This window comes from Paenibacillus sp. N22P23, from assembly GCF_059383735.1.
On record NZ_JBXENT010000003.1, the window covers coordinates 389,994 to 408,570 of the forward strand.

An 18,577-nucleotide genomic window follows, 5' to 3' on the forward strand; every position below is an offset into this window, starting at 1 on the left:
TTCCAGGTAGATGGATAATAGAGGCTTTGCGTCACAACCATTCGATTAGTGCGGCGCTTGCGATTGGACGATAAGATGAATTTCGATGCCGGACGGGTCGCGTACGATGACCGTTCCGCGGTCGGTTTGCAGGGGTACACTCGCAGCCTGCAAACGTGCGAAGAGCTCCATTTGTGCCGCTTCGGACCCAAGCACGATTTCAAAATAATCGAGTCCCGGCGCGTTCTCCGGTGTAAGCTCCGCACCGATTCCGGCCCATACATTGAGTCCAATGTGATGGTGATAGCCGCCTGCTGCGATGAAGAGCGCAGAATCCGCCATTTGAGCGACAATCTCGAAGCCGAGCACATCGTGGTAGAAATGTTCGGTAGTTGGCAGTTCCGAGACATGGAGATGGATATGTCCCACTGTCGTGCCTGTAGGCAGTCCGCTCCAAGGTGTATCTGCGGCTTCAGCCAACAAGCCGTCCCAGTCGATCGGATCGAGGCCCATGACATACTGCCCCTTCTCATCGCGTTTCCATTCTTCGCGCGGACGATCTCGGTAGATTTCAATCCCGTTGTTGTCGGGATCTGCAATATATAGTGCTTCGCTTACAAAGTGATCAGCCTGCCCGATGTGGATGCCGCTTGCAATGAGGTTGCGCAGCGCTTGGCCGAGTGACTTGCGGTCCGGCACCAGCAAAGCAAAGTGGTACAGACCTGCTCCTGATCGGCGTGGACGCGGCACTGCATTCGGAATTTCCCGCAAATGCAGCAGAGGCGCAGAGCTATCCTGTGCACTCAGCTCCGCAGTCCCTTCTCCTTGAGAGAGAACCTGAAGTCCTACAACCTCACGGTAGAACGCAAGCGAACGATCCAAATTGCTTACCCGCAGATGGACCATTCCAATTCGGGTTTCGGCATCAATGACAAAGGACATTCTAATCACCTCTTCTCTATAAATATTCCGCTACGATCCCTTTAATCCGGTCAAGTCCTGCCCACATGTCGCCAGGGCCATCATAGATGAGCACGATTGCACCGTTAAACTCGGCTGTACGCACGGTTTCTAAGCATTTTAGAAATTCTTCTCGATCGGGAAATCCATCGCTATCATATTGCGCCTTGGCGTGAACAGATACGCTGCGCGGCAAGGTCATCGCGAATTCTTCGTATTTGGAAGGGCATGCGAAATTGCCGAAGTCTGTAATGAAATCTGCCGCATCACCGATGCTTTCCAGCAGCTTCACACTCGATGAGCCTGTTGAGGTGAGCGGCTTGAAGTTCTCCGTAACGACGCGTACACCTTTCTCCGAGGCATATCGGCCAAGCTCGATAAGAGCATCCGCTGACTTACGGATCGCTTCTTCCTGATCCGGCTTCGCCTCTCCGGCAACGATGCGAATTTGCTTCGCGCCTGCCAGCGATGCGATATCAATCCACTCGCGCATGAAGCGAATGTCTGCTTCGCGCTTCACCTCGTCCTCAGAGGTTAAGTCTCCGTAATCAAGCAGCAACGTATCGAAGGACAGTGCTGCAGCGCTGAATGCTTCCCGCAGCTCAGCTAAATAATCGGGATCTACCGATGGAAAATGAAAATGGCATACTTCTGCGGCTTGGTAGCCTCTTCTCGCCAATTCGGCTGGAAGCTCCATCAGGGTCAACGCTTGCGGCTGTTCCTGAACACTTTGTTCATGCTGCCCGGTCGCGCCATTCCACGTCGTAAACCGAAGCGGCCCTAGCAACCGATGCAAACTCCACGTGCTAATCGATAAATAAGACATTCCAAAAACCTCCCCATAACTCGATTAAAAATAAACAAAGAATGTCTACATCGTATCATATTACGGATGATTTACCAATTTCGGGAAGGCAAAAACATCTATCATTTTTTACATATGTACTTGCAACCACCACTGCCGATGCATCACTGCATGCAAAACAGGCTACGATGAATTTTCCATCATAGCCTGTGACTCTAATATTCTTTTTAAGAAGGCGTATAAGACAAACTGGCGCTAAATGAGAGTTGCGTGATATCAGCTGCTGAAGGATCCGTCGACTGAAGCGTCCTTATACGAATCCCAATTCGATCTCCTGCAGCAACTACTAATGATCCCACATTAATATTCGTTGCGGCACGGAAAGTGCCCGCTGTAATGACATTATTCGGAAAACCGAATCGAACCGAACTGGTTAGCGGCGTTGTCACGTAAGGTGAAGCGCTGTGATCAATCCCGCTATTAGGAACCGACGGTGCTAGGAATACTGTGAAATCATATTGAAGGCCGAGCGTATTTATGGAAACCACGGAAGCAACCAATAGATCCGCACTGATTTGTAAATTTTGAACGGTACCCGCGAATGGAATTGGGAAAGCAAACCCCCCTGCTTCCGGTGGCATCGTCGATTCTCCGGAACCGTCAATGACTTCAACCGTGTGACTACCAAAGCCCATCAAAATTGGAGCAGCTGATACGACTGTAGCACCGCTAATGATAATCCCCGTCGAAAATGGAATTAATCCTCCAGCTCCCGCAGCTCCTGTTGATCCTGTTGGTCCTGCCGGCCCTGCTGCTCCGGGAGCCCCGGCTGCTCCTGCTGCTCCGGCTGGTCCTGCCGGTCCTGCTGGTCCCGCTGGTCCTGCCGGTCCTGTTGCTCCTGCCAGCCCTGCTGCTCCAAGTGCCCCGGCAAGTCCTGCCAGCCCTGCAGGTCCAGCTTCGCCAATGGCTCCTGCAAGTCCGGCTAACCCAGCTGGTCCAAGCGCTCCCGCTAGTCCTGCGGGTCCTGCAGCTCCAATTGCTCCGGCAAGCCCTTGAAGCAATTGCGCCCCTTCTGCCAGAGGCCCTGGAGGTCCTTGGGGCCCTCGCGGTCCTTCCGGTCCCGGAGGTCCAGGAGGACAGTTCTGTTTACCCATATAGTCTCGTCTCCTTATTAGTAAAGTAAAGCTGTTTCATCATATTCATCATCCGGCAAATGGATGGGAGTAGTTGCCTACATATTTGAAAATGGGTGGAAATTAATGTCTATTTTTCCAACCTATTATGTTGTTGTCCCTATCAAAAATACCACTCCAGCATTTAATAGTACTAGCGATCGAAGACTGGGAGAGTGGATAGATTGGAGAGTCAACCGTTAGTAGGGATTTTAGTAACCGAGAGAAACAATAGAAAAAGTATTTTGAAGCTCTATCAGCGGTATGACAAATTGAACATGAAGCTTTTTGCCTTTACCCCGGCGGATATTGATTGGAAGGAACAACGTATCCAGGGACTTAGCTTAAATAAAGGCTTATGGAAACAAGGACTGTTTCCTTTTCCTCATGTCGTCTACAATCGCAGTTTCAACAAGAAAACAATCACCATTCAACGCCTGGAGAATGTCATTGGCAGGAACAAATGCTTCAACAATATCAACTTTTTTAACAAATGGGATCTCTATAATCTATTGAAACAGTCATCTCTTAGCCCCTATATACCAGACACTTATCTATACAATGATGTGAGCGTATCAGAGCTCATCGAGAAATATAAAATCGTATATATAAAGCCTACGTACGGTTTTAAAGGAAAATCCGTCTATCGAATTGAGCAAACGGACACAGGGGATACACATATCTCCCTGAACGCCTTAGCTCCAAAATATATTTGCAGAGCGAATGAGAGCATCTCGCAAAAGTTAGATGAGCTTCTCGGATCAGAGAACTATATGGTTCAGCAGGGAGTTAGCATACGTCAACTGAATCATCGTTATTTCGATATTCGGGTTCTGGTTCAAAAAGACATTCAGGGTGAATGGACGGTATCCACCCTTGCATGCAGAGTGGCTTATCAGGACTATTTCAATACGAGCGTTTGCGAATTCATTTATGATGCCGCGGAAATATTCCACCTCTTATTTAGCCCGGAAAAGACAAATGAGATGCTCCAATCCCTTCATGAGATAAGTGCAGCGGCTGCACAAACAGCAGAAGCTCATATGGGTTCGTTAGGCGAATTGAGTGTCGATTTTGCTTTAGATGACGCAGGCAAGCTATGGATCATCGAACTAAACGGGAAACCGCAGAAAAGTATGTTCAACGACCTGCGTTGGTTTAAAGACAAAGACATCATTTACAGCAGACCGCTGGAATATGCCTATTATCTTGCTCAGTCTGAGCGATAATCCTTGTGTTCTCTTTTTCACAGAATGGTTCCTGGTATATAATACGGGGGACTCTTACTGTGAAGATAGGAGAAATCATATGGATATTATTCAAATTGCGACTCATTTGATCGATGAAGATACCGACCAGCCGCGTTATCAGTTTGATGAAGAAGCGCTGCAGGAGCTTATGAAGAGCATCGAGGAGATTGGCCTGCTCTCCCCGATTAAAGTGAGAACAACCCCAGGCGGACGCTACAAAATCATTTACGGCAACAGACGCTACAAAGCGAGTAAAATGCTCGGTAAAGAAACAATTCCATGCATCGTATCGACGGTGACCGATGAAATGGAGATTTATTTGGAGCAGATCGCGGAGAATTTGACGCGCGAGGGCTTCTCGCCGATTGAGGAAGCGGAAGCCTTCCACAAGCTGATGAATGAGTCTAAGTTCAACAGCTCGATCAAATATCTTGCCGGCAAGCTCGGCAAGCCCGAGAGCTATATCAAGAACAAATGCGAGCTGCTCAAATTCGGGAATTCCGTGCGCAAGCTGATTGTCAGCGGCACGGAAATCCGCAAGGACAAGCTTACCGAGGATCAGCTGCTGCCGATCAAGGATCTTCCGATTGAGCATCGCGATCCGCTTGCGCTTATCATCGCCCGCGACGAGCTGCCGGTCAGCGATGTGAAGAAGATCGCCAAGCTGTTTAAGGACAAAGAAATTTCGTCCGGCACGAAGGACAAGCTGCTGTACAAGAACGGGCATGAGCTTCTGCAAACGTGGTCCACTGTGCAGCAGAACAAGGCGGAGCGCGAACGTGCCGCGGAGCTTGCGGCCGAGAAGGCCGAGCTCGCCGCGGAAGCGAAAGCCGAGCGAGCGCGGCGTGCAGCCGAGGCAGCGGCCGAAGCGGAAGCGCTGGCTGCTGCGGCGGTGACGCTAGCCGCGAGCGGGGCGATGTCGACGGCTGCTGTAATCGGCGGCGGCGATTTGTTCGCTGCCGTGGCGGTCGAGACGGTCATAGCTGCGGGCAGCAAAGTCGCAGCTATCTCGGCAGCGGCTCGCGAAGAAGCTCGGCTTCTTCTGTCCGCGCTGCCATTGCCGAGCAGCTTGGCGGATGACTCCGCCTCTGGCGTGGAACTGCAGGCTCTGATCACGGACATCGACGGGGCCTTGGCCGCTCTCGCTGCGCGCGCAGCAGCATGGCAGTCGCTGCGCGAGCTTGCAATCGCCGCCACTCGGGAACGGTAGCGCTGTCATTTCCATTTTCTTTTATCAGATTAGGATTGCCAATCGAGCAGCCTCCTGTGGTACTATTAGCAGGAGGTTTTTTCTTCACAGGATTAAAGACGAGAGAGTGAGGATGTTTACACATGAGAGTTGTTATCCTAGGCGGTACCGGCAATATCAGTACAAGCATTGTTCGTCTTCTAGTGGCACAGGGTCATGAAGTGACTTGTTATAACCGCGGTCAAAGCAGCGTCGAGCTGCCTGCCGGCGTCCGCATCATTAATGGCGATCGTCAGGATCGCGACAAATTCGAGCAAACGATGCAGCAGGAGAAGTTCGATGCCGCTATCGATATGATCAGCTTTAATCGTGAGGATGCGGAGAGCAGCATTCGTGCTTTCCGTGGCGTGAAGCATTTTGTCCAATGCTCGACGGTTTGTACGTATGGCGTGGATTATGAGTGGATGCCTGTTACTGAGGATCACCAGCTTCGTCCGATCAGCGGCTACGGCCAAGGTAAAGTCGATGCCGATACGGCGTTGATGGAAGCTTACTACCGCGAGGGTTTCCCGGTTACGATTCTGAAGCCTTCGACTACTTATGGTCCTGCAAGCGGCGTTCTGCGCCAAGTGGCATGGGACTTCTCTTGGATCGACCGTATCCTCAAAGGCAAACCGATTCTGATTTGCGGCGACGGCAAAGCGCTGCATTCCTTCCTGCACGTGGATGATGCGGCAAAAGCATTCGCAGGCGTACTGGGCAAGAATCACTGTCTTGGCCAAACGTATAACGTGGTTCCGCGCGGCTTTACGACTTGGGAGCAGCAGCATAAGCTGGCAATGAAGGTTCTTGGCAGAGAGGTTGAGCTTGTAGGTGTACCGCTGCAAACCTTGAAATCCACGGACGCCGGCCGATTCGGCATTTGCGAAGAGATTTTTATGCACAATGATTACTACAGCTCCGAGAAGCTGATGCGTGATGTTCCTGAATTTGATCCGACGATCTCGCTGGAGGAAGGCATGCGCCAAGTGTTCGAAGTGATGAAACAAGAGAATCGCATTCCGAACTCCGACAACGAGACTTGGGAAGATGAAATCATTGCAGCGTACCGCGGCGCTTTTGCACCGCTTGCAGCCAAAGCTTAATAAAACAGGCGAAATCCCCGAGGATAATGCTCCGGGACTTCGCCTTTTTATATGCCTTTTTTTGATTTACTAGGCGAGTTGCGTGATAACAAGATGTGCTGAAACTGGCCTTGTTCCTCCAGCGACAGGAGTTATGGTTAATGCCGTGGCATTGCCAGCAGGATTTCTTACAGTGAGTATGGAGTTGGCAGCTACCGTTTGCACAAGAGCCATTCCTATTATTTGAGAAGTGCCTGTTGCTCGCCCGACCACCGTATAGGGGAGCTCTACGTTGTTGAGTGACAAATCCAATTGACCTGCTTCGTCCACGCTTACCTGGAACAACACCTGATAAGTGCCGGTTGCAGTTAAGTTAAATGTACTGGGACTGGTTCGGGCAATAGCAGTCCCACTGGAAGGACCATTTTGCGGAAAACTAACGTCTGTACCAGGAGCAACTGTCGCTGCATTGTCAGATGGCATCAACGCATAAAAATCTGCAAAGTTCAAGACTGCGTTGGCGCCGGTTGCTCCCGTTACCCCTGTCGCACCGGTTGCTCCTGTTGCACCTGTTGCTCCGGTCGCACCGGTCGCGCCGGTTGCTCCCGTTTCCCCGGTCGCACCGGTCGCCCCTGTTGCTCCCGTTGCTCCGGTCGGTCCTGTTGCTCCTGTAGCCCCGGTCGCCCCTGTTGCTCCCGTTGCTCCGGTCGGTCCTGTTGCTCCTGTAGCCCCGGTCGCACCTGTAGCCCCGGTCGCACCTGTAGCTCCTGTTGCTCCCGTTTCCCCGGTCGCCCCGGTTGCTCCGGTCGCTCCTGTTGCCCCGGTCGCACCGGTATCACCGGTTGCTCCGGTTGCACCCGTTGCCCCTGTTGCTCCCGTTGCCCCTGTTGCCCCTGTTGCTCCTGTTGCTCCGGTCGGTCCTGTTGCTCCTGTAGCCCCGGTCGCTCCTGTTGCTCCTGTCGCCCCAGTTGCCCCGGTCGCACCGGTTGCTCCGGTTGCTCCGGTTGCTCCTGTTGCTCCTGTTGCTCCGGTTGCTCCTGTTGCTCCGGTCGCCCCTGTTGCTCCCGTTTCCCCGGTCACCCCGGTCGCACCTGTAGCTCCCGTTTCCCCGGTCGCACCGGTCGCTCCTGTCGCCCCAGTTGCCCCGGTCGCACCGGTTGCTCCTGTCGCTCCTATTGCCCCGGTTGCTCCTGTTGCTCCCGTTTCCCCGGTCGCCCCGGTTGCTCCCGTTGCCCCTGTTGCCCCGGTTGCTCCTGTTGCTCCCGTTTCCCCGGTCGCCCCGGTTGCTCCTGTTGCCCCTGTTGCCCCGGTTGCTCCCGTTGCTCCGGTCGGTCCTGTTGCTCCTGTCGCCCCAGTTGCCCCGGTCGCCCCGGTTGCTCCTGTCGCTCCTGGTGCCCCAGTTGCCCCGGTCGCCCCGGTTGCTCCTGTCGCTCCTGTTGCCCCGGTCGCTCCGGTATCACCTGTTGCGCCGGTTGCCCCTGTTGCTCCTGTCATCCCGGTTGCTCCGGTCGGTCCTGTTGCTCCTGTCGCCCCAGTTGCCCCGGTCGCCCCGGTTGCTCCTGTCGCTCCTGTTGCCCCGGTCGCTCCGGTATCACCTGTTGCGCCGGTTGCCCCTGTTGCTCCTGTCACCCCGGTAGCTCCGGTCGGTCCTGTTGCTCCTGTCGCCCCAGTTGCCCCGGTCGCCCCGGTCGCCCCGGTTGCTCCTGTCGCTCCTGTTGCCCCGGTCGCTCCGGTATCACCTGTTGCGCCGGTTGCCCCTGTTGCTCCTGTCACCCCGGTAGCTCCGGTCGCACCTGTATCACCTGTTGCGCCGGTTGCTCCCGTTGCTCCTGTCGCTCCTGTTGCTCCGGTCGCCCCGATAAATCCCTGCACTCCGGTTGCACCGGTTACTCCATTTAATCCAGCTAACCCGGTTGCTCCGGTAGGTCCTGTTGGTCCCGTGGTTCCTGTCGGTCCTATAGGCCCACCTGAAGGACCAGTCGCCCCTGGTATACCAGGGGCACCAGTAGCACCGGTGGCACCGGTATCACCTGTTGCTCCCGTTGCTCCTGTGGCTCCTGTCCCCCCGGTTGCTCCAGTCACTCCTGTTACTCCGGTCGCCCCGATAAATCCCTGCACTCCGGTCGCACCAGTTACTCCATTTAATCCATTTATTCCATTTATTCCAGCTAACCCGGTTGCTCCGGTAGGCCCTGTTGGACCCGTGGTTCCTGTCGGTCCTATAGGTCCACCTGAAGGACCAGTCGCCCCTGGTATGCCAGGGGCTCCAGTGGCACCGGTAGCACCAGCTAGCCCTGGCAATCCAATAGCACCTCTAGCTCCTGTTGAACCTGTTGGTCCTATTGAACCTGTATATCCTGTTGCACCCCTGGCACCAGTTGCTCCCGTTGCACCTGTTACTCCTGTTGAGCCTGTTGCACCTTTGACACCCGTTGCTCCCATTGGAGCATTTATGATTATTTTAGGAGAAGGGCACTTCACGATTTTCTTTTTCTTAACGACTTCTTTTTTACATTTGTCTCTCTTTTTTAGACGAACTACTTTACAATTTTTTCTGTTGGATTTATGCATCTATATAGCCACCTAGATTTCCATTTTGTTCATATTATGGTGTTTGTCTAGGTCGGTGTTTAGCTTGGGCGTCAATATATTAAAAATGTGCTTATTTCACAGGTTGAGTTATTCATCCAACAATCTCTTTGTAGTTAAGCTTATTTAGTCGAGCAACAGACGGTCGAGTCCAATGGCACTGATCAGCATGCGTTCTTTCTTGCTGCCAATTAACCGCTGGGTCCAATCGACGAATCCTCCATCGCCAATGTAATGCACCTTGCCGCTGATCGTCGTTTTGATCGTGAATTGAAGTCCTTTATAGTAGGCATTGTCCGATGGCTCACTGTTGACGGTTACTGTCAGTTCCGGCGCTTGCTCTCGGATATGTTGAATCAAGCGACTGTTAAGCCCTTCTGGATCCGTGTAACCCGGGCGAGCATTCATTATTATCTCAATCTCCGCTCCAAAACGCGCTCGGAATATCTCGCGGTACACCGCTATATGCTCCCATATAGCCTGCTTCTCGAATGAGTAGGAGCCACTGTCCTTCCCCGATGTCACCATTGCATATAGGCCAAAATGCGGCAGCATCCCCGGCGCATCCGGGAACTTCTGCGCCCGAACATGGCGGTGGGTTGTGCAGTAGCGCAGCATCTTCGGTGCATTGGATTGATTGCCAGACTTTAAACCATTCGCGATATAAAGCGCCAACAGGTTAGTCACATCTGCGACAACCTCGGTGCCTCGGAGGGCGGAGATGATTTTGTTCTGATCGGCCGGTGCTACGATTGAGCAGGAGCCAAGCGGCGCAACGGGCGATAGCTGCACCGGCTCATAAGCTTGCTGCTGCGCGATCCGCAGCAGATCGATCTCCAACTGCTTCAGCGCAAGCGGATCAACGACCGCCGGCTTCACGAAGCGGTTCTCCTTGTAGCTGCGCAGCAGCTCACTCGGCTGCCGTTTGGCGATACGCTGCCTGAATACTTCCAGCAGCAGCGTGCTCAGGTCCGAACCGGACATGCGCTCGGACAACACTTCCACGAGCTCCTCTTGCCCCAGCTCGCTGAGAATTCGCTTGAGCTCGCCTCGCTCGGATTTATTTTGCGTAGACATGGCCTGGCTCCCTCCTCATAAATGATCAAGGTGAAACGGCTATCGCCGTCCTCTTAGCGGCGCAGCGCGTTTCATTCCGGTGAAATATAAGCCTTGTATAAGGTGAAACTTATACTGTCTTATATTTTAAAAAAGAGTATACTCCACCGTGGAGCTGAATGGAACTCCGTATGTAAAAAACACAATTCCCGCAGGAATCGTGTTTTCATCGCGATAGTTGCGCTTAAGTACCGAACACGCTGCGAATCGCTTCTAAGTATTTCATGCCATGAATCGTATCCGGCTCCAGGTAGCCGCCCTCGGTCCACTCGTTCCATGCATAAATGGTAAACATGCGTGTAGCGAGGTTGGATTGATCGAGATAGTCTTTTACCTCTTGAAGATTCGCCTCGAAGGCGTCGGGAGTATTGCCGGTCAGGATTGGCGTGTACGGATATTCACCGCGCACGAGCGGAATATCTTGTCTGCAGCGCGGCGAAGGATCCCAGCCCATCGTCGAATTGGGGTAGTACGGAACCTCGAACGCATCACGGAACTCGGGCCATTTGGCGACTGCCGCTGTGGCACAATCTGTGTATGGAGAATCCGGGAACGATGCCGGCTCCACGTGATGAATCCACACGTAGGAAGTAACACTATCGATATTCAGCGTCCGAATTAGCTCATTCGTATCGGGCCCGATGATGTCGCGATTGGCCTCGTTTAACCCCCACTCCACCAGATTGAGATGGAGCTCGCCGCAGCCGGCTTCACGTGTTTTCTCACGGAAGGACTGGAGCGCAGCTCTCGTTTCCTCGATGCCGCCGAGTCCTTTGATCAAGGTGTGGCACTCGTAGATGGAGAAGTAGAGTTTACCTTCGATTTTGAGAAAATTAGGCTCGTTAAAATATCGGATAATTAAATAGTCCGTCATCGCATCGAACCGCTCACGGGACACCTCGTTGTGATTCGCCCACATGATGCCAAAACGCAGCCGGTCGCGATTAGGCGCCTGCAGGAAACCATCCTCAAGCGCGCGATGCAGGAACGGCCCTTCTCCGCCGCCCATATCCCAGTACCAATCATAGATGAAAGAGGTAATGCCGTGATCCGCGGCTGCATCAATCTGCTTTTCAGACACTGCAGGATCCGACTCGTCAAGCTCGCCCCAGAGCGGCACCTTCGGCTGCTCATGCCCCGGAAAAAGTGGCTTCGCTACCCGAAGTGACGGCCACTCCGTCCAACCCTCACCTTTGGCCGCCTCATTCTTCGGATCCGGATGCCACTGTGGAAAATAGTACACCGCTACTTCGTACGCTTGGTTATGCTCTGCCATATCTGTTCATCGCCTCCTGCGAATATACTAGTCGCGCTCGCGGCACGCTTCTATCTAGGTCAATTCTCCGCTGGTTTGCTGATGTAGATCTCCACGTGGGCTTCTTGCTCCCAATTGAGCTCATTCTCGACAATGTAAATCTCCTGGTTACTCCCTGAGCTACTCTTTCACCCATTCAGCCACTTTTCCACCGATGTGTTGCTCCTAGAGCCACTCTTTCTCCCATACTGCTACTTTCCCGCAAATGTGTTGCTCCCTGAACTACTCTTTCACACATTCAGCTACTTTTCCGCCAATGTGTTGCTCCCAGAGCTACTCTTTCACGCGGTTAGCGAAATCCGCGGCCCCCTACCCCTTCACCGCTCCCGCGCTTAAGCCGCGGAGCATGTATTTCTGCGTGAACGCGAACAGCACGACGAGCGGCAGCACGGCCAGCACGCTGACGGCGAACACGGGGCCGTAGTTGACGGACTGCTTGTTGAACATGAATTGGACGATTTGGGGCATGAGGGTCATTTTCTCCGGCTGGTTGAGGAAGATGAGCGGGGTCAGAAAATCATTCCATACCCCGTACACATTCGTCACGATAAACGTCCCCGTCGCCGGCAGCAGCAGCGGGAAAATAATCCGCCAGTACAGCCGCAGCGGCCCGCAGCCATCTAAACTCGCCGACTCCTCCAGCTCCCGCGGAATCGACTTTGTAAACGCCGCATACAGAAACGACGCGAACGGGATGAACCCCGCCGTGTAGATAAGCACGAGCAGCGTTCGCGTATTCATCAGATGAATATCGACCGCCATCGTAAAGAGCGGAATCAGCGAGCCTACCGCCGGAATGACCATCCCGGAGAGAAAGAACATGTAGGCGAAGCGAAACAGCTTCTCCTGCCTGCGCGACAACACATAACCCGCCATCGAGGCCACCAGAATGGTGAGTCCAAGCGCACCTGCTGTAATCAACAGCGTATTGGACAACCCACGGAAGAACGCCATATCGGTGAAGGCCGATTTGTAATAGCCCAGATAGAAACTATGCGGCAGCTCGTACGGTTTGAAGAAATAACGCGGCTCCTTGAAGCTCATCTCCACCAAGAAGAAAACCGGGAACAAGAAGCATAGTGCAGCTGCAAACAGCAGCACCTCAAGTACAATAGAAGGTCTTCTATTCAGTCCCATGCTATAGCTCAACCTCCCTGCGCCGCGTGATGCTGAGCTGAATAATGGTTACGATGATAATGAACACCGCCAGCACAATGCCCCCAGCCGTCGCATACCCATAGCTCTGGTTCTTGAACGCCGCATTATAAACAGCGAGAAACAGCGTATAAGAAGACGAACCCGGCCCGCCATTCGTCAGTAAGAACGGCAGATCGAACAGACGAAGCGCTCCTACAATGGTCAAAAACAACACGATCGTCACAGACGGCATCAGCATCGGAAAGGTCACCATACGAAACAGGGCAAAACCCCTAGCGCCTTCGATGTCCGCGGCCTCATATATATCCGTCGGAATCGCCTGCAACCCAGCGAGATAAATCAATGCACAATACCCAATCGCCTGCCACTGGGTCAGCAAAATAATCGTCGGGAACGAGGTATACACCGTGCCAAGCCAATCCTGCACATTCGCCTCGCCAATGATCGAGGTCAGAATGCCGTTGATAAAGCCGTCATACTTCAGCAGCTCGCCCCATACGACCGAGGTCACGACGAGACTGATGATGACCGGCAAATAGAAAGAGGTACGCAGAAAGCCGCGCGTCCGAAACTTTCGATTGAGCAATAATGCCAGCAGGAGCGCCAGCGGGTTTTGTACGACGAGGCCAAACAGGACCATTTTGAGCGTATTCTTCATGCCATCAAGCATTTGCACGTCCTGAAACAAATACTTGTAGTTGTCGAGTCCGATATAACGCGGCGCTTTAATTCCGTTCCACTCCGTGAAGGAATAATAGATGCTCTGCAGGAACGGATAGTAGAAGAACATGCCGAAGATGGCAAGCGCCGGCACGAGAAACAAGCAGGCGATCCAATATTGCTTGCGATTCAAACTCACTGACATCACCTACTCAGGTTGGACTTTGTAAAACACGTTCAGCCTTCCGGCTGAACGTGTTCATCATACTGTGGATGCTGATGCATGCTTTGGAGTGCTAATTAGTGCTTATTCTGCCGGAGGTGTTACAGTCGCTTTGTCTTTCTCGAAGCTGCTTTGCGCTGCTTTCAGATCATCCGGATTGAATTTGATACCCGATACAACCTTCGTGAGCAAATCAAGCATATTAGTCGTCGCGCTCGCCGGAATGTAGCTTGTAATGTTCGATGTGACAACCGTGCTGTTCGCAACCGCTTCTTGAACGGCATCCATGGCCGGGTCATCATATTTCACCGTTACATCAGTGAAGGAAGTCAGTGCGCCGTCACCTTTCATGAACGGGCTGATAATGTCTTGCGTCGTCATGAGGTTAATCAGGTCTTTGGACTCCTGCATCAGTTCGGTCTTCGCATTAATACCGAGCGCTTCGTTGCTGCCAAGACCCATTGCCACTTTACCTTCGTCGTTAGCAAGCGGGAAGTAGCCGATATCGAACGGTTCGAAGCCGCCTTTGGAGATATTATCCACATTCGCGCCAGGCATCCACGGACCTTGAACGATCATGGCCGCTTCGCCGGAAGCGAACATTTGACCGGATTGCGGCCAGTCGATGCTGATCGCGTTTTTGTTGAAGTAACCTTTGGATTTCATCGTTTCGAAGTTGGAATAGACCTTCTGAATAAGCGGATCTTCATTGATTTTCACTTCGCCGTTGTAAATTTTCTTACCAAGCGTTGGGTCGCTCAGTTGGTACGAGCTCATCCAGTTCGTGAAGAATAGCTGCGCCGTCCACTGATCCTTGAAGCCGAGCGTAATCGGCGTTTTTCCGGCGCCTTTGATTTTCTCAGCAGCATCGAACAGCTCTTGCGTTGTTTTCGGAGGTGTAATGCTGAGGTCAGCAAAAATTTTCTTATTGTACCAAACGCCGCCGCCAATCGACAGTCCCATCGGTACGCCGAACGTTTTGCCGTCTGCGTGCGTTTGGAAATCCTTTTGACCGCCGTCGTTCAGGCGCGGGACCCATGGCTCTGCGGAGAGGTCTAGCAGATTGCCGGATGTTGCAAAATCCACCCCTTGGTAGAACACGACATCCGGAGCGGAGCCCGAGGCGAATTGTGCTTTCAGCTTGTCGAAGTAAGTCGCGCCGAGCACGACATCCCATTGGATCTTCGCTTTCGGATAAAGCTTCGCGTATCCCTCTTCAACGGATTTCTTGAAAGCCACCATATGCGGGCGATCATCGAGGAACCAAGCGCCAACGCGGATCGTGAACTCTTTGTCATTGGCGGCCGGCGTGTTCGTCGCAGCTGCATCGTCTGCAGCCGCTTCGTTCGTGCTGGTATCATTGGTAGCAGCCGTATTGGTGGTCGTGTTCGTCGTCGTTGTGCTGCCGTTGTTCTTCGCCGTATTGCCTTCGTTGTTGTTTGAATTTCCGCAAGCTGACATGACCGTTGTCAGCAGCAGTACACCCGCCAGCGCTGATAGTCCTTTGAGCTTCATTGCCACAACACCCTCTTTTCATCTACTGTTATCTCACAAATTAAGTGTAGCGCTTACATGATGTCGAGAGGATAGCTGCATTTTACCGTTTCTATGCTGGAATTGCTTTCTTACTCCTCCACGAGCCCTTGTCCGCCTCTGACATGCGCGCGATAGGCACTCGGAGAGAGACCAACCTTCTTCTTGAACATGAAGCTAAAATGAGCCGTATCCTTAAACCCGACCGCATAGGCAACCTCATAGGTTTTGAGATCCTCGCGAAGCAGCTTCGTCTTAGCCGCTTCAATTCGGTAATCCCACAGCATATCGGTAAAATTATGACCGGTCTCCTTCTTGATCAACCGGCTCAAGTACGAATAGTTGACGTTTAGCTTATTCGCCACGGTCTGCAGCGTCAGTTCCTCGGCGAAACGTTCGCGAATAATCTGCTTCACATCCGAAATCATCCGTAGCGGCGAATCTTGCAGCTCCTGCTGCATGAATACTTGATAGGCAATGAGCTGGCGCTCCAACTCCTTCATGATGTCAGTCAGCAGCACAGCTTTAATCAGCTTCTCGCGGATGTCGACGGACAAGCCGTGCGCAGGATGGATGCCGAGATCCGCCAGAGCTGCCTCTGCTTTCTCAATCAGATGAAGCGCATAATGCTGCATGTCCTTCTTGCTTGCGCCGACAGAGAGCATGCTGCGGTAAGAATCCTTCAGCAGAGCGCGAATCCCCTCGGGATCATTGCTGCGCAGCGCATCCGCAATCAGGCTAAGCGATGCATCGGTTTCCTTCTCTTTCTCCGTCAGGAACGATTCCATGGCATCATAGGCAATGACGGAGTTTTTGCCTAGCAGCATCCGGTACTCCATGCATTTCTTCACTTGGCGCAGCGCTTCCGGCAGCCTGCAGAAGGTCGAGAAGGTCTGGCTTATGCCGACGGACAGCGACATGACACGAGACCCGCTGATCGATGTAATTTCTTTGGCGAAAGCCATCAATTGCTCGCGGCTGACAGTCAAGCCGGATTGCTGTCTTAACGGTACGAATAAGTAAATCCCGCTCGCTGATGACGCGGTCCAGCCCTGCAGCCCGATGCCCCCGGCAGCCGTCTCAATTTGTCCGCGCAAATGTGCCGCCGCAAACGGGAAATGCTCGTTATCGGAGTCTCGCGGTGCATCGAGCTCCGCATACAGCAGGATGAAATCGCCGTCCTGCAGTCCGCTTGTTTGCAGCCACTGCTGCTTGTCCGTCACCGAATGCTGCTCATCTGCCAGCAGTTCGAAGAACTGATCATGCTCACGCCAACCAGCCAGCATCGGCTCATGCTCACGCAGCGATCCAACCGTGCGGATCAGCTCCTCCGGCAGGAACGGCTTCGTCATGAAATCCGAGACGCCGAGCTTCACCGCTTGCCGTGCATAGTCGAACTCGTGATAAGCCGTTAGAAAAATAATCGGCATATCGGCATACCGCTTGCGCACCTGTTCAGCAAACGTAATGCCGTCCATAACCGGCATCCGAATATCCGTAATAATGACATCCGGAAGCGATGTGCACGTGTTCAGCACACCCAGCGCTTCTTCCCCATTGGCCGCCGTCCAAGCCACCTCGCAGCCAATAGCTGCCCAGCCTTCCATCCCCGCCAGAAACTCGCGGATCTCGCGTTCATCATCCACAATCATAATTCGCATGTGCTCAGCCCTCCTCGTTCTCCTGCAAAATCTGTATTGGCATTAGCACCTTCGTCAATGTTGTACCTTCAAGGTGGAGCAAGCTGACTCCGTAGGTGTTCCCGTAATGAAGCCGCAGTCTCGCGTTGACATTATCAAGGCCGGTTCCCAGTCCCTTCGGATGCTTTTGCAGCGAATCGCCGCTGCTTGCAGCCGCCTCCAGCAGTCCGCCGCCAACGAGCGAGCTGTTCTCAATCTCGATGACCAGCTCATATTGCTCTTCTTTCACGGTGATGGAGATTGAGCCTCCCTCGGGCAGCCGGTCGATGCCGTGAACTACGGCATTTTCCACCAGCGGCTGGAGGAGCAGCTTAGGAACGGCGATTTTGCGATACATATCAGGCAGGTCGATCGTGTAGGTTAAGCGCTCCCCGTAGCGGTAGCGGTGAATTTCGAGATATTTGCGCACAAACTCCATCTCGGTACCCAGCTCGACAAACTGATTGCCCGGCGTAATCGAGAATCGGAAAATACCGGATAAATGCTGCACCATCTGCGGAATATGCTTCGCTTTCTCCGGCGAGTGAGACATGATGCTGATGTATTCCATCGTGTTGTAGAGGAAGTGTGGGTTGATATACATGCGGATGGCTTTAAGCTCTGCCTCGCGGACGAGCAGCTCATTCTTGTAGTTGGTTTCGATTAGATGGCTCGTCCGCTGCACCAAACTGTTGAAGCCATTACAGAGCATCGCGATTTCGTCCGTCGTAGTGATGCCGCTTATCAGCTGGTACTCCTCCCGCTCCGCTGCACGCATTAACCGCGTTAATCGCTGGATCGGAATCGTGATTCTACGCAGGATGACGTAGGTTACAATCGTAATAGCAAGCCATGCTGCGACCGTCACGCCAATGGAGAACAGCGCTTGCTTCTGCACAAGTCCGCCTGTTCCCGGGTTCGCGAGCAGGACATATTGAAACTCGGAGTAACGCGACTTCTGCTGAATAACGAGCTCGCTCTGCAGCTTACGGCTGTCGAGCAAATGTCCGATTTGATTTTGCAGGGAGGCTGTCATGATCTGATTATCTGCATTCGTAATATAGAAGGTTCCGGGGGCGTAATCCACGAACAATGATTGTACCTTGGCGGCATCGAGTGTTATGATCAGGCGGCCGATCTCGGAATCAGCGGAGGGGCGCTGGCCTTCATCGAAGATTTTGACAACACAGGCCATACGTTTATCGTCGTTAAAGAATGCCCATTCCGGCATACGGTCGAATTCGAACGGCATCTCCCAGAACGCTTCCGCGTAGAGCAGTCGCTTGTTGGCGTCGGTGCTGTACAGGACCTTGTTATTGATGCCAAGCACATACAAGTCGCCGACAAAATCGCCAATCTTGAACTTCGCCGTAGCCAGCTCCGACTGCAGCAGCTCCGAGACTGATGCGTTTAAACTTGCGTTGGCTTGGCCTTTCTTTACGTTGCGGAACATGGCTTGGAGGAGTACATTTTCGCTGATGGGGAGCAGTTGGCTCTTGACGGCATAAAGCACTTCATCAAACTTCTCGGCAGAGCCGGACAGTCCTTGCTGCGCTTCTTCGGTGGCTTTCTTCTCGATGAGATGACTGGAGCGGATGTAGAAGGTGGAACTGACGATGATTAACGGAATTAAAGTAAGCAGCGAGTAGATGATGAGCATCTTGTAAAACAACCTGGAGCGAATGGGATCTAGCAGATGCGAGGTCAGCCATTTCATAGAGGAGTCTCCTATTCGGTTATAAGCTGCTAGTGGGGTTTGCCTCTATTATGCTATAAACGATAGGATATTCAAGAGGAAAGGTGTCTGTCCAGTATAGAATGTTGC

At 52.9% G+C, this 18,577-nt stretch carries 15 protein-coding genes; 4 read left to right on the forward strand and 11 right to left on the reverse strand.

The genetic code is table 11. The features are described from left to right. Nucleotides 1-45: 45 nt before the first annotated feature. The 3 genes from AC506A_RS17055 to AC506A_RS17065 form a co-directional block, all read right to left on the reverse strand. Nucleotides 46-921, reverse strand: coding sequence for a VOC family protein (locus tag AC506A_RS17055; protein WP_495462210.1), 876 nt, complete (start codon nt 919-921; stop codon nt 46-48). Nucleotides 922-937: 16 nt separating this feature from the next. Next, a complete protein-coding gene (locus AC506A_RS17060; protein ID WP_495462211.1) occupies nt 938-1,765 on the reverse strand; it encodes a sugar phosphate isomerase/epimerase family protein in 828 nt (275 codons plus the stop codon). Between the two features lie 206 nt (nt 1,766-1,971). After that, a complete protein-coding gene (locus AC506A_RS17065; RefSeq protein WP_495462212.1) occupies nt 1,972-2,898 on the reverse strand; it encodes a hypothetical protein in 927 nt (308 codons plus the stop codon). 194 nt (nt 2,899-3,092) lie between these two features. Between AC506A_RS17065 and AC506A_RS17070 the strand changes: the two genes are divergently transcribed. The 3 genes from AC506A_RS17070 to AC506A_RS17080 all read left to right on the forward strand — a co-directional run bounded on the left by AC506A_RS17070 (nt 3,093) and on the right by AC506A_RS17080 (nt 6,500). Continuing rightward, nucleotides 3,093-4,145 (forward strand): YheC/YheD family endospore coat-associated protein, encoded by a 1,053-nt coding sequence (locus AC506A_RS17070; RefSeq protein WP_495462213.1) that lies wholly within the window; start codon nt 3,093-3,095, stop codon nt 4,143-4,145. A 79-nt stretch (nt 4,146-4,224) separates the two neighbouring features. Then, complete coding sequence (locus AC506A_RS17075) at nt 4,225-5,376, forward strand: ParB/RepB/Spo0J family partition protein (protein ID WP_495462214.1); 1,152 nt, start codon at nt 4,225-4,227, stop codon at nt 5,374-5,376. A gap of 122 nt (nt 5,377-5,498) precedes the next feature. After that, the gene (locus AC506A_RS17080; protein WP_495462215.1) at nt 5,499-6,500 is read left to right on the forward strand and encodes an NAD-dependent epimerase/dehydratase family protein; all 1,002 of its coding nucleotides are present in this window, start codon (nt 5,499-5,501) and stop codon (nt 6,498-6,500) included. Between the two features lie 69 nt (nt 6,501-6,569). Here AC506A_RS17080 and AC506A_RS17085 read toward each other — a convergent pair whose 3' ends face one another. After that, nucleotides 6,570-8,597, reverse strand: coding sequence for a collagen-like protein (locus AC506A_RS17085; protein ID WP_495462216.1), 2,028 nt, complete (start codon nt 8,595-8,597; stop codon nt 6,570-6,572). Between the two features lie 151 nt (nt 8,598-8,748). Between AC506A_RS17085 and AC506A_RS17090 the strand changes: the two genes are divergently transcribed. Further along, nucleotides 8,749-9,066, forward strand: a complete 318-nt coding sequence (locus AC506A_RS17090; protein WP_495462217.1) for a hypothetical protein — start codon at nt 8,749-8,751, stop codon at nt 9,064-9,066. 128 nt (nt 9,067-9,194) lie between these two features. On the opposite strand, the gene AC506A_RS17095 is transcribed toward AC506A_RS17090, so the two are convergent. The 7 genes from AC506A_RS17095 to AC506A_RS17125 form a co-directional block, all read right to left on the reverse strand. After that, nucleotides 9,195-10,145, reverse strand: coding sequence for a hypothetical protein (locus AC506A_RS17095; protein WP_495462218.1), 951 nt, complete (start codon nt 10,143-10,145; stop codon nt 9,195-9,197). A gap of 223 nt (nt 10,146-10,368) precedes the next feature. Beyond that, nucleotides 10,369-11,460 (reverse strand): glycoside hydrolase family 99-like domain-containing protein, encoded by a 1,092-nt coding sequence (locus AC506A_RS17100; protein ID WP_495462219.1) that lies wholly within the window; start codon nt 11,458-11,460, stop codon nt 10,369-10,371. A gap of 348 nt (nt 11,461-11,808) precedes the next feature. Beyond that, nucleotides 11,809-12,636, reverse strand: a complete 828-nt coding sequence (locus AC506A_RS17105; RefSeq protein ID WP_495462220.1) for a carbohydrate ABC transporter permease — start codon at nt 12,634-12,636, stop codon at nt 11,809-11,811. A 1-nt stretch (nt 12,637) separates the two neighbouring features. Beyond that, the gene (locus AC506A_RS17110; RefSeq protein ID WP_495462221.1) at nt 12,638-13,516 is read right to left on the reverse strand and encodes a carbohydrate ABC transporter permease; all 879 of its coding nucleotides are present in this window, start codon (nt 13,514-13,516) and stop codon (nt 12,638-12,640) included. Between the two features lie 108 nt (nt 13,517-13,624). Further along, the gene (locus AC506A_RS17115) at nt 13,625-15,055 is read right to left on the reverse strand and encodes an ABC transporter substrate-binding protein (RefSeq protein WP_495462222.1); all 1,431 of its coding nucleotides are present in this window, start codon (nt 15,053-15,055) and stop codon (nt 13,625-13,627) included. 110 nt (nt 15,056-15,165) lie between these two features. Beyond that, the gene (locus AC506A_RS17120; protein WP_495462223.1) at nt 15,166-16,734 is read right to left on the reverse strand and encodes a response regulator transcription factor; all 1,569 of its coding nucleotides are present in this window, start codon (nt 16,732-16,734) and stop codon (nt 15,166-15,168) included. Between the two features lie 4 nt (nt 16,735-16,738). Continuing rightward, nucleotides 16,739-18,469 (reverse strand): sensor histidine kinase, encoded by a 1,731-nt coding sequence (locus AC506A_RS17125; protein ID WP_495462224.1) that lies wholly within the window; start codon nt 18,467-18,469, stop codon nt 16,739-16,741. Between the last annotated feature and the right edge of the window lie 108 nt (nt 18,470-18,577).

What these genes read in the sequence shown, in the direction of transcription:
- AC506A_RS17100 (WP_495462219.1), bottom strand. Translation starts at nt 11,460, where the DNA reads ATGGCAGAGCATAACCAAGCGTACGAAGTAGCGGTGTACTATTTTCCA.
- AC506A_RS17080 (WP_495462215.1), top strand. Translation starts at nt 5,499, where the DNA reads ATGAGAGTTGTTATCCTAGGCGGTACCGGCAATATCAGTACAAGCATT.
- AC506A_RS17055 (WP_495462210.1), bottom strand. Translation starts at nt 921, where the DNA reads ATGTCCTTTGTCATTGATGCCGAAACCCGAATTGGAATGGTCCATCTG.
- AC506A_RS17060 (WP_495462211.1), bottom strand. Translation starts at nt 1,765, where the DNA reads ATGTCTTATTTATCGATTAGCACGTGGAGTTTGCATCGGTTGCTAGGG.
- AC506A_RS17115 (WP_495462222.1), bottom strand. Translation starts at nt 15,055, where the DNA reads ATGAAGCTCAAAGGACTATCAGCGCTGGCGGGTGTACTGCTGCTGACA.
- AC506A_RS17125 (WP_495462224.1), bottom strand. Translation starts at nt 18,469, where the DNA reads ATGAAATGGCTGACCTCGCATCTGCTAGATCCCATTCGCTCCAGGTTG.
- AC506A_RS17075 (WP_495462214.1), top strand. Translation starts at nt 4,225, where the DNA reads ATGGATATTATTCAAATTGCGACTCATTTGATCGATGAAGATACCGAC.
- AC506A_RS17105 (WP_495462220.1), bottom strand. Translation starts at nt 12,636, where the DNA reads ATGGGACTGAATAGAAGACCTTCTATTGTACTTGAGGTGCTGCTGTTT.
- AC506A_RS17065 (WP_495462212.1), bottom strand. Translation starts at nt 2,898, where the DNA reads ATGGGTAAACAGAACTGTCCTCCTGGACCTCCGGGACCGGAAGGACCG.
- AC506A_RS17120 (WP_495462223.1), bottom strand. Translation starts at nt 16,734, where the DNA reads ATGCGAATTATGATTGTGGATGATGAACGCGAGATCCGCGAGTTTCTG.
- AC506A_RS17095 (WP_495462218.1), bottom strand. Translation starts at nt 10,145, where the DNA reads ATGTCTACGCAAAATAAATCCGAGCGAGGCGAGCTCAAGCGAATTCTC.